This is a genomic window from Candidatus Paralachnospira sp. LCP21S3_A2, assembly GCF_052118925.1.
GTDB lineage: Bacteria > Bacillota > Clostridia > Lachnospirales > Lachnospiraceae > Lientehia.
On record NZ_JBQKGG010000004.1, the window covers coordinates 137,635 to 148,911 of the forward strand.

General features: G+C 52.2%; 10 protein-coding genes and 1 riboswitch. Of the genes, 7 read left to right on the forward strand and 3 right to left on the reverse strand.

Features of this window, described 5'->3' with window-relative positions:
• Nucleotides 1–139 precede the first annotated feature (139 nt).
• Nucleotides 140–1,543, forward strand: coding sequence for an alanine/glycine:cation symporter family protein (locus tag ACTQ3K_RS05350; RefSeq protein WP_441566207.1), 1,404 nt, complete (start codon nt 140–142; stop codon nt 1,541–1,543).
• 54 nt (nt 1,544–1,597) lie between these two features.
• On the forward strand, nt 1,598–2,692 hold the full coding sequence (gene buk / locus ACTQ3K_RS05355; RefSeq protein ID WP_441566208.1) for a butyrate kinase: 1,095 nt from the start codon (nt 1,598–1,600) through the stop codon (nt 2,690–2,692).
• Nucleotides 2,693–2,754: 62 nt separating this feature from the next.
• Here the strand turns inward: buk and ACTQ3K_RS05360 are convergent, their stop codons facing one another.
• Entirely contained in the window at nt 2,755–3,609 is an 855-nt protein-coding gene (locus ACTQ3K_RS05360) for a hypothetical protein (RefSeq protein WP_441566209.1), read from the reverse strand.
• Nucleotides 3,610–3,732: 123 nt separating this feature from the next.
• Nucleotides 3,733–3,851, forward strand: a riboswitch (FMN riboswitch).
• A gap of 178 nt (nt 3,852–4,029) precedes the next feature.
• Here ACTQ3K_RS05360 and ACTQ3K_RS05365 point away from each other — a divergent pair.
• The 5 genes from ACTQ3K_RS05365 (at nt 4,030) to ACTQ3K_RS05385 (ending at nt 8,935) form a co-directional block, all read left to right on the forward strand.
• Nucleotides 4,030–4,860, forward strand: coding sequence for an ECF transporter S component (locus tag ACTQ3K_RS05365; protein WP_441566210.1), 831 nt, complete (start codon nt 4,030–4,032; stop codon nt 4,858–4,860).
• Nucleotides 4,861–4,996: 136 nt separating this feature from the next.
• Nucleotides 4,997–5,779, forward strand: coding sequence for a phosphoribosylformimino-5-aminoimidazole carboxamide ribotide isomerase (gene hisA, locus ACTQ3K_RS05370; protein ID WP_441566211.1), 783 nt, complete (start codon nt 4,997–4,999; stop codon nt 5,777–5,779).
• 13 nt (nt 5,780–5,792) lie between these two features.
• Nucleotides 5,793–6,914 (forward strand): ROK family transcriptional regulator, encoded by a 1,122-nt coding sequence (locus tag ACTQ3K_RS05375; protein ID WP_441566212.1) that lies wholly within the window; start codon nt 5,793–5,795, stop codon nt 6,912–6,914.
• A gap of 123 nt (nt 6,915–7,037) precedes the next feature.
• The gene (locus ACTQ3K_RS05380; protein ID WP_441566213.1) at nt 7,038–8,096 is read left to right on the forward strand and encodes an NAD(P)-dependent alcohol dehydrogenase; all 1,059 of its coding nucleotides are present in this window, start codon (nt 7,038–7,040) and stop codon (nt 8,094–8,096) included.
• Between the two features lie 71 nt (nt 8,097–8,167).
• A complete protein-coding gene (locus tag ACTQ3K_RS05385; RefSeq protein ID WP_441566214.1) occupies nt 8,168–8,935 on the forward strand; it encodes an SDR family oxidoreductase in 768 nt (255 codons plus the stop codon).
• Between the two features lie 94 nt (nt 8,936–9,029).
• Here the strand turns inward: ACTQ3K_RS05385 and ACTQ3K_RS05390 are convergent, their stop codons facing one another.
• On the reverse strand, nt 9,030–9,995 hold the full coding sequence (locus tag ACTQ3K_RS05390) for a TIGR03943 family putative permease subunit (RefSeq protein ID WP_441566215.1): 966 nt from the start codon (nt 9,993–9,995) through the stop codon (nt 9,030–9,032).
• Complete coding sequence (locus ACTQ3K_RS05395; protein WP_441566216.1) at nt 9,988–11,121, reverse strand: CobW family GTP-binding protein; 1,134 nt, start codon at nt 11,119–11,121, stop codon at nt 9,988–9,990. The genes ACTQ3K_RS05390 and ACTQ3K_RS05395 overlap by 8 nt, the downstream gene beginning before the upstream one ends.
• Nucleotides 11,122–11,277: the final 156 nt, after the last annotated feature.

Consider the following 11,277-nt stretch of genomic DNA (forward strand, 5'->3'; position numbering starts at 1 on the left):
AACAGCCCATGACAGGGGACGGACGGGAGCGGAGGCAGCAGGCGGAAGCAGAGCCTGAAACCGGGAAGAAGGCTCCGCCGGATCAGGACGGAGCATCATGACCATTTGAACCTCGTATACAGAAAAACGGAGGAAGCTTATGATTCAAACGGCCATCAATGCCATCAATTCTTTTTTGTATAACCGGCTTCTGATCATATTACTGATCGGAGCTGGGCTTTATTTTACGATCCGGACGAAGCTGCCGCAGATCCGCCTGTTCGGCGAAGCCTGCCGTGCCATCATGGAAAAGCCTGAGGATAAAAAGAAGATGTCCTCGTTCCAGGCACTGATGGTCTCCACGGCATCCCGGGTGGGGACGGGCAATATCATCGGTGTTTCATCTGCCATCTGTATCGGCGGATTCGGCTCTGTGTTCTGGATGTGGATCATTGCCATCATCGGCAGTGCATCGGCGATGACAGAAAGCACGCTGGCGCAGATCTATAAAAAGCGGGGAGCGGACGGAAGCTGTTACGGCGGCCCGGCCTATTATATCGAGGCGGCGCTTCACAGCCGGCCGCTGGCGATCCTGTTCTGTATCTCCATGATCGCCACCTATGCCTTCGGTTTTAATATGCTGGCATCCTACAATCTCCAGTCCACGTTTTCCGGATTTTTGTTTTATGATCCGGCAGTGACGCCCTGGATCATCGGCGGGATCCTGGCGGTTCTGGCGGGCTGGTGCCTGCTGGGCGGCGGTTCCAGGATCGTAAAGGTGACTTCGACCATGGTGCCGTTTATGGGCATTGCCTATATTCTTGTGTCTTTTGTGGTCATCGGGATCAATGCGTCCTATATTCCGACGGTATTTCGGCGGATCTTTGAGGAAGCCTTTGATTTCAGGGCCATTTTCGGCGGCTTTGCAGGCTCTGCCATGATGCAGGGAATCCGCCGCGGCCTGTATTCCAACGAAGCCGGGATCGGTTCGGCGCCCAATGCATCGGCATCGGCCAGTGTGAGCCATCCCATCAAACAGGGGCTGGTTCAGATGATCTCGGTGTTTATTGATACGCTGTTATTATGTACGGCAACGGCCATGATGGGGCTGTCCTCCGGCATCGAACCGACAGCAGAGCTCCAGGGGGCGCCCTGGATCCAGGCGGCGCTTCAGGAATCCCTGGGAAGCTTCGGGCCGATCTTTCTGACGGTGTCCATGATCATGTTCGCCTTTACGACCTTGCTTGGCAACTGCTTTTACTGTGACAATCTGCTGGCCTATATTCATAAGAAAGTCCCGAGTAAGCGGTTTATGAACGGCTTTCGGCTGGTCTGCGCGGCGGTGGTATTTATTGGTGCAGGCATGGAAATGGATCTGTTATGGAACATTTCCGATGTGCTCATGGGCGTCATGGCGCTTATCAACATTCCGGTGCTCCTGCTTTTATCCGGAACAGTCAAACGGGCACTGACGGATTTTGAGAAACAGAGAAGGACCGGAAAAAATCCGGTATTTTATGTAAAGAATATAAATCTGAAGCAGGAAACAGATTTCTGGAAATAAAGGATTCAGAATCATAACGGAAGAATTTTGAAGGACAACGGAAAGGAAATGGATATGAAAAATTACAGAATCCTGGTGATCAATCCAGGTTCAACCTCAACAAAGCTTTCGATGTTTGAAAATGATACCTGTGTGTTTACAGAGGATGTGTTCCATGATTCATCGGTATTAAGCAGGTTTCCGACGATCAATGATCAGCTTGATTACCGTATGGAGGTGGTTCATAAATTCATCGAGGATGGAAACATTGATCTTCATGGAATTGATGCCATTGTCGGACGGGGCGGCGGCTGTTATGCAGTTCCCGGCGGGATTTATCAGATTGATGACCGCCTGATCGCGGATACCAGGGCGGCAAAGGGCGGTCTGTATCATTCGTCCATGCTGGGCGTTCAGATGGCGGATGCACTCCATAAGAAGTACGGCGGGATCATGATCATGATGGATCCGCCCATTGTGGATGAGCTCTGTGATCTGGCGCGGATCACCGGTGTGGATGGTGTTTACCGCCGTGCCGTGTCCCATGCGCTGAATCTGAAAGCCACAGCGAGACGCCATGCAAAGACCATGGGAAAGCGTTATGAGGACTGTAATTTTATTGTCTGCCACATCGATGGAGGAATCTCGATCACTGCCCATGAAAAGGGCAGAATGATCGACGGAAACGATGCCGGAGGCGGCGAGGGGCCGTTTACACCGACCAGAATGGGCTCCATGGCCGTGACAGATCTTATCCGTTCCTTCTGGGATAAAACGCCGGAGGAGATGAAACGGCTCTGTAGCCAGGAGGGCGGTCTCAGCAGCTATTTCGGAACCTCCAACTCCGATACGGTTCATGCCATGGTGGAGCAGGGGGATGAAAAAGCGGTCCGCGTCTGGAAGGCCATGATCTACCAGGTTACAAAATACATCGGCTCCATGGCAGCCGTTCTCCGGGGAAAGGTGGACGGTATTCTTTTAACCGGCGGTCTGCTGCGCTTTCCCGAAGTAGAAGCAACCATAAAGGAAAGCTGCGGCTGGATCGCTCCCGTGACCTCCTATCCCGGAGAGTTTGAGCAGGAAGCCATGGCAGCGGGAGCCCTGCGGGTGCTTCGCGGAGAGGAAGAGGCAAAAATCTATCCCGGAAAGCCCGTGTGGGAAGGCTTCTGAATCACTGACGCCTAAACGGCGGTGCGGCAGTTTGAAAACATGCCCGCATCGCCGTTTATCTGTTAGATCCGCCCGCTCACTTTTACCACACTGATTCCAGGTGTCACCGTCCATCGCCCGGTTTCGGGATCTGCCTTGGCGGAAGCCGCCGGAACGGTGATCCGGCCGGGAACAGTGGAGAACAAACCGGTTTCCGTATCATAAAGATAGTCCTCGGGAGAAGTCCAGGAAACTCCGTTGTACTGGACTGCAATGGATTTCAGGATAGGCGTAAAGGTGTCGGTGACGGAAACAAGATCCCCGGCACCGGCTTCGGTATTTCCGGTATTTTCGATGATAAAGGTATAGGTGATCTGACTGTTTTCCGTCACTGTCGCCGGCTGCAGGGATTTCGTGATGGAAAGAACCGGTGTGGTGGAGACGGCAATGGTCTCGGATGCCTGGATCGGAGTGCCCAGGGATTCACCGGATACCGTTGCGGTATTGGTGATCGTGCCCTCCGGATCAAGCGGTGCAGATTGGTTGGCTTCTGCTTCATAGACCAGGATCGCATTGCCTCCGGCGGGAATGGTAAGGCCGGTGACGGTCAGTGGCGGACCGGCGGTGATGACAGGGGTTGGCTGAAGAATGCCGCCGGAGTAATAACGAAGCGTTCCCTCCCGGTAAGTGAGGGGCGTTAAGGTCTGCCCGCCAAACGCATACGCACCGAGATCGTCGGACAGCGTCAGTCCGGAAAAGGCGGCTGCGCTGGTATTGACGATGCTGATCACATAGGTGGTGGAGTCGCCGGGGCGGTAGATCGTGGACAGGGCGGTTTTGGTAACCGACAGAGCGTCCATGATCTCACCGGCGGTGATGTTGGATGCAGTACTGGTTCCGTTGTATGAAAGCGTGGCCTGATTGTAAAAAGTTGCCATAAAAATACCTCCCAGATTCGATGGACGGCAGAAGCCGCCTCAGTTTACTATATGAAAAAGAGGAGAAAAGGTGTTGCACGATCCGGTGATCGGTGTTATACTAGTCCACGTAAAAATAAAATAATTGTTCTTCGGGGCGGGGCGTAATTCCCCACCGGCGGTACAGTCCGCGAACTGCGAAAAGCAGCCGATCCGGTGTGATTCCGGAACCGACAGTATAGTCTGGATGAGAGAAGAAAGTATGCAGTGCACACAGGCGTATAGAGAGAAATAAAACCGCCTGGAAAAACGGAAATCAGCCCCGGATACGAAAACGTATACCGGGGCTTTTAGTATGAAAGAAAAGCGTTTGCCGCATACAATCCTCTGGCGTTCCTTTGAAAAAGGGAAACAAACAGGAAGAACAGTCAGGAGGAAAACATGAAACAAACAAAGCTGCTCAGTGTAAAAAATCTGGTGACCATCGCGGTGCTGTCCGCAGTTGCCGCAGTCCTTATGTATCTGGAGTTCCCGCTCTGGTTTGCACCGCCGTTTTATGAGCTGGATTTCAGCGAGATCCCGGTGCTTGTGGGAGCATTTTCCATGGGACCGGCGGCCGGATTTATCATTGAAGCATTGAAGATCGTATTGAAGCTGCTCTTAAAAGGATCGACCACCATGGGTGTCGGCGACTGGGCAAACCTGCTGATCGGCTGTGCACTGGTGATCCCGGCGTCTCTGATCTACATGAAGAACCGGACCAAGAAAGGTGCGATCCTCGGACTGCTGGTGGGAACACTGACCATGGCGGCGGTCGGCTGCTTCTTAAATGCCTACGTCCTGCTGCCGACCTATGCCCAGGCCTTTGAGGGGGCATGGCATGGCTTCCTGGTTATGGGTCTGTTTACCGTGGCAGTCGCTTTTCCGATCTTTTTCTTCTATGGAAAGGAAAAAGGCGCCCATCCGATTCTGATGGGGGTGCTGGTGGAGATCGCAATCCTTGCAGTGGCAGTGATCCTGATGAATGTACTGCACCTGTTCTCCAGTGACAGCCTTGCGGGCCTGATCGGCATGGGAACTGCTGTGAACCCGGCGATCACCGGGATCTGGAGCTTTGTGCTGCTGGCCGTGCTGCCGTTTAATCTGTTAAAAGGATTTGTGGTATCCTTCATAACCATTTTGATTTATAAGCGGATCCGTGTTATAATGAAGGCGGCCGAGGATTCCGGACAGAGAGCCGGGCAGCGGAACACTTCCGGAAATGAGATTTAACGGATCGGCGGATGAAAAATCCCGATCATAATATGACGGAAATACGGATAACTGGAACCCGGGCCGGAAACATGAAATCATGTTTCTGACCCGGGTTTTCTTTTATAGAAATAAAAATAGTTCAAGGAGCAAAATCATGCGATTCAGACCGTGCATCGACATTCATAACGGAAAAGTAAAACAGATCGTGGGCGGAAGTCTCCGTGACGCAGGCAGTGCGGCAAAGGAGAACTTTGTGGCGGAGCAGGATGCTGCCTTTTATGCGGAGTTTTATAAAAGGGACGGGCTTCGGGGTGGTCATGTGATTCTGCTGAATCCGGCGGGATCGGACTATTATGAGGCAACGAAGGCGCAGGCAGCGCTGGCTCTTTCCGCCTATCCCGGCGGACTTCAGCTGGGCGGAGGGGTCAATGCGGAGAATGCAGAAGCATTTCTGGATATGGGAGCATCTCAGGTGATCGTGACCTCCTATGTTTTTAAAGACGGAAGGCTTCAGGAAAAAAATCTGGAAAAGATGATCCATGCCGTGGGAAAAGAGCGGCTGGTTCTGGATCTGAGCTGTCGGAAAAAGGACGGGCAGTACCGGATCGTCACAGACCGGTGGCAGAAGTATACGGAGCTTCCGGTGAATGAAGCAGTTTTAAAGCAGCTTTCGGGGAGCTGCAGCGAGTTTCTGATCCATGCGGTGGATGTGGAAGGAAAGGCCTCCGGTGTAGACAGAGAGCTGCTGGAGGTACTTGGCGGATTTACAGAGATCCCGGTGACATACGCGGGCGGCGTCAGTGGATTTTCTGATCTGGAGCTGGTAAGGATACTGGGGCGGAATCATGTGGATGTGACCATCGGAAGTGCACTGGATCTGTTCGGCGGGCCGATGGCATACCGAAAGGTACTGGACTTCACAGGGCAGACAGAATAAAGGGGTTGGAAGCATGGAACAGAAGGCAAGCAATGCAGAGATGAAGCGCCTTAATAAGATCCGCATCGCAAAATACATCTATCATCATGGAACAGCTTCCAAGCAGGAGCTGGCATCGGCGCTGGGCTTTTCCATGCCGACGGTGCTTCAGCGGGTACGGGAGCTGATCGAAGAGGGGATCGTCACCGAATCCGGGGAATATGAATCCACCGGAGGCAGAAAGGCAAAGGTCCTGTCGATTGAATCAAGGGCGAGGTTCGCGCTGGGACTGGACATCACAAGAAATCATGTGAGCTTTGTCCTTCTGGACGCAGCCGGTACTGTGCGGCAGAAAAAGCGGATCCGCTGTGCCTTTGAGGATAAGGCTGCGTATTATCAGAACCTGGGGAGCCTGCTGGAGCTGTTTTTAAAGCGCTGCCAGATCAGCAGGGAAAAGATCCTGGGTGTGGGGATTTCTATTCCGGGAATCGTGGACGAGGAACATCAGAGGATCCTTCAGTCTCATGTATTAAAGCTGGGAGAGTTTGATCTGACAAAGATTGCGGAATACATTCCCTTTAAGACCAGCTTCCGCAACGATGCCAATGCAGCCGCCTATGCGGAGCTTCGCGGAACGGGTCCGGATACGGTGTATCTGTCCCTGAGCAACAGCGTAGGAGGAGCCATCTATCTGAACGGAGGGATCTATCTGGGCAGCAACTACCGAAGTGCTGAGTTCGGGCACATGACGCTGGTTCCGGGCGGACGCCCCTGCTACTGCGGAAAAAAGGGCTGTATGGATTCCTACTGTGCAGCCAAGGTACTGGCGGAACAGGCGGGAGATGATCTGGATGCGTTTTTCCGTGGGCTTCTGGAGAAAAAAGAGGACTTTGTAAAGGCGTGGGAGGAATACCTGGAGTATCTGGCCATTGCCATCACCAACCTGCGGATGGCTTTTGACTGTGATGTGATCCTGGGCGGCTATGTGGGCGGCTATATGGAGGATTATATGGAAGAGCTGGAGATGAAAATGGCGGCATACCGGATTTTCCAGAGCCAGACCGGCTATGTGCGTACCGGCCGCTACAAGCATGAGGCGGCAGCCATCGGGGCCGGGATCCGTTTTGTGGAAGAGTATTTTGAACAGATCCGTTAGAGAAAGAAAAAAACACAAAACACTTGACAATTATTCCGGTCGGTGGGATAATATAGACACTTAAATAAAGGACTTTATAAAAGTTTTGTGTAGACTTTTGATAGAAGTAAAGGAGGACAGGCCATGGAAGGCAAGATGAAAGTAGCAGTCATGGAAGGAATCGGGAAGATGGGATTTACAGAGCGGGATATCCCGACACCCAAGGCAGATGAGGTTCTGGTAAAGCTGGACTATGTTGGCATCTGCGGTTCCGATATCCATTACTACGAGACCGGAGCCATCGGTGACTATGTGGTAAAACCGCCTTTTGTACTGGGACATGAGCCCGGAGGCGTAGTTGTTGAAGTCGGTGAAAATGTAACCAATCTGAAGGTGGGAGACCGGGTTGCTCTGGAGCCCGGAAAGACCTGCGGACATTGTGAATTCTGCAAGCAGGGCAAGTACAACCTCTGCCCCGATGTAGTATTCTTTGCAACACCGCCCGTCGACGGTGTATTCCAGGAGTATGTGGCTCATGAAGCAGACCTGTGCTTCAAGCTTCCCGATAACGTAAGCACCATGGAGGGCGCGCTGATCGAGCCTCTGGCTGTCGGCTTCCATGCAGCAAGACAGGGCGGCGCACAGGCAGGCATGACTGCCGTTGTGACCGGTTCCGGCTGTATCGGTCTGGTTTCCATGATGGCATGCAAGGCCATGGGCGTTTCCAAGGTTTATGTGGTTGATATCATGGAGAAGCGTCTGGCAAAGGCCATGGAGCTTGGTGCAACCGGCGTGATCAACAGCAAGGAAGTTGATATGGTGGAAGAGGTGAAGCGTCTCACCGGCGGCAAGGGTGCTGATCTTGTCATCGAGACAGCGGGAACCGAGATCACCACAAGACAGGCAATCCAGTGCACAAAGAAGGGTGCGACCATCGTGTTAGTCGGCTATTCCAAGACCGGTGAGCTGACACTGCCCATCAGCCTGGCGCTTGATAAGGAGCTGACCTTCAAGACGGTATTCCGTTATCGTCATATTTACCCGATGGCTATTGAAGCAGTTGCTTCCGGAAAGGTAAACTTAAAGGGGATCGTTACCAATATCTATGATCTGGATGATGCGCAGCAGGCCATGGATGACAGCATCACAAAGAAGGCTGACATCGTTAAGGGCGTGATCAGGATCAACAAGGATGCAGAATAAAGCCTGATTCGGCAAAGCGTCCTGTAAAAACGGGTACATGAAGAACATTTCATTATAAAAAGGAGAATATTATGAGCTATTTAGACGAAGTATTCGGTTTATCCGGAAAAGTTGCTATCGTAACCGGCGGCGGCCGCGGAATCGGTCAGACCGTAGCAATCGGCCTTGCCAAGGCAGGTGCTGAGGTTGTCATCATCGCAAGAAGCAATGCAGATGAGACCATTAAGCTGATCGAAGAAGCCGGCGGAAAATGCTACTTTGTACGTGCAGACGTAACAAAGGAAGCTGACGTTGACGCAGCTCTGGCTGAGATCATGAAGAAGTCCGGTCATATTGATGTGGTATTCAACAATGCCGGTATCTGCAAGCATCAGAGCACCTTTGAAGCAACCGTTGAGGACTGGAGAGAGGTTATTGATGTAAACCTGACCGGTGAGTACATCATGGCCCGTGCCGTAGCAAAGATCATGGTTGACAACAACATCCACGGAAGCATCATCAACATGGCTTCCATGTCCGGCACCATCGCAAATATTCCTCAGTGGCAGTGCTCCTACAATGCTTCCAAGGCAGGCGTTATGCATATGACACGTTCTCTGGCTCTGGAGTGGGCTCCCTACGGAATCCGCGTAAACAGCTTAAGCCCGGGATATATCGCAACACCCATGTCCGTTGATACTCCCCAGGAGTTAAAGGATGCATGGACACCGTTAATGCCGATGCACAGAATGGGCAAGCCCGAAGAGCTGGTTCCCGCAATCCTGTATCTGGCAAGCGATGCTTCCGGCTACACCACCGGCAGCGACATCATCGTTGACGGCGCTTATACCTGCTTCTAAGTCTTTTTCAAATATACCCAACCCAAACAAAACCGCACCGGAGAGATCCGGTGCGGTTTTGGCGTAAAAGAAAACCTATGAAACGAAAGGGCTTTTAATAGAACGTTGCTACCTGAGGTTCCGGCATTTTTGCGTTGACCACATCTTTTGCGGTAAGAACCGGGCCGCGGCCGCCGTAGGCGGTATGGAACTTGCGGTTGACGGTGGCAGTGACGGTTACCCACTGGTCATTCTTTAACTGAGCAATCTTGTTCTTGTCCCAGCAGCAGACCAGACCGGCGAACTGCATATCAGCAGCGCAGCAGGTCATGACATGACGGCCGATGATAAAGAAATTGGAGGCCGTGCGGCGGGTTAAGGCGCGTCCCGTGAACATGACGGTCTTGCCCTCATACTTTTTCAGATCCTCTGACATGTCCCGATACCAGATAGCATAATCCTCATTGTTGATGACAATGATGGGAGCGTTGATATCAAAGGGCAGGGGATCTTCGATCTCGTCATACTCGGTGGTGCCGTCCGCATGCTCATAGACGATCTGGGCACGGCGGGAAGCCGTCCGGACCATTTTATGGAATTCCATCTGATCCATGGACTTGTCGAACCGGTTAAAGACTATGAGTTCGCAGCTCTGCAGCTTGTCAAACGTGAGCTGGCGCATGTTGGCATTGTAGCCCATGATGGTGCGGGCGTCGGCAAAGCAGTATTCCTGATAGACCGCCCAGCTCTCCGGCATGGCAGCGTAGAAATCGGTGATCATCCACATGCCGTTGTACTCGCATACCACTCTGGTTGCTCCGGATTTTGCAAGAAGCATTTCCAGGTTGACCGGGTTCAAATCTTCCTCATCTTCGAGAACCTCACAGGTCACGTTCTGGGAAGCAAATTTACTGAAATCATATTCTACTTCGCCTTCCTCGCAGAGGAGGAGAAGTGTCTGCTCGCCGTCGTTGAAGCGGGGATCCTCCAGCGTTTCCTGAATAAAGGAGGTCTTTCCGCTTTCCAGAAAGCCGGTGAACAGATATACGGGAATCTCCTGAGGTTCATTTCGTTTAGCCAAGACGGAACAGCTCCTTTAATTCATTTTCCCGGAGTTTGGAACCGATGACGCAGATCCGTCCGGTCACGTCTGCGCTGCCGCGGCGGATATTGATCTCGCCGGGGGTATAGTCAAAGTAGATCCAGTCACCGTCATCTGCGGCGGCAACAAAGCCCTTGGAGCGGAGGATCATACCGTACTTCTCGGAATCCTCCAGAGCAGTGAGCATGGAGTTGAGATCCTCCTCGGTGAACTTGTGAGCAGTTTCCTCGCCCCAGCTTGTAAATACCTCGTCGGCGTCATGGCCGTGATGATGGTGATGATGATGTCCCTCATGATCATGGTCATGACCGCAGCAGCAGTGATCGTGGTCATCATGGTCGTGATCATGGTGGTGCTCATGCTCATCGTGATCGTGGTCATGATCGCAGCAATGCTCATGCTCGTCATGGTCATGATGATGGTCGTGGTCATGGTGATGGCCGCCGCATACGGGGCATACGTCCTCTTCCTCAGCCTCGCTCAGCATGCCGGCCAGAGTCTTTTTCAGTGTTGTTTCCCGGCCGATGGCTTCCAGGATCGAAGCACCGGAGAGCTTATCCCAGGGCGTTGTGATCACAACGGCTTCGGGATTCTTTTCCCTGATGATGGACAGAGCGGTATCCAGCTTTTCCTCGCTGATGCCGTCGGTTCTGGAAAGAATGATGCAGGCGGCATTTTCAATCTGGTTATTGAAGAACTCACCGAAGTTTTTCATATACATTTTTGCCTTGGAGGCGTCCACAACGGTGGTAAAGCCGTTTAATACCACATCGTCGGAGGCAACGTTCTGAACAGCCTTGATCACATCAGACAGCTTTCCGACACCGGAGGGCTCGATGAGGATCCGGTCCGGATGGAACTGGTCGATGACCTTGTGGAGAGATTCACGGAAATCGCCCACCAGAGAGCAGCAGATGCAACCGGAGCTCATTTCGGTGATTTCAACGCCGGAATCCTTTAAGAAGCCGCCATCTACAGAGATGTCACCGAACTCGTTCTCGATGAGGACCAGCTTTTCACCCTTGTAGCCTTCGGCAATCAGTTTTTTGATCAGAGTGGTCTTTCCGGCACCAAGAAAGCCGGAAAAAATATCTATTTTTGTCATTTAGTACACGTTCCTTTCTGTAAGATGCTTGGAGTAGATATACAAACTCCAATTTTATATTTTAACACGCATTGAGGAAAGTTGCAAGGGGAGGGAAAATGAAAGAACCGGGAAAATCCTGAAAGTTTCGAGAATTTTCCGGCCGGATTTCTCCCG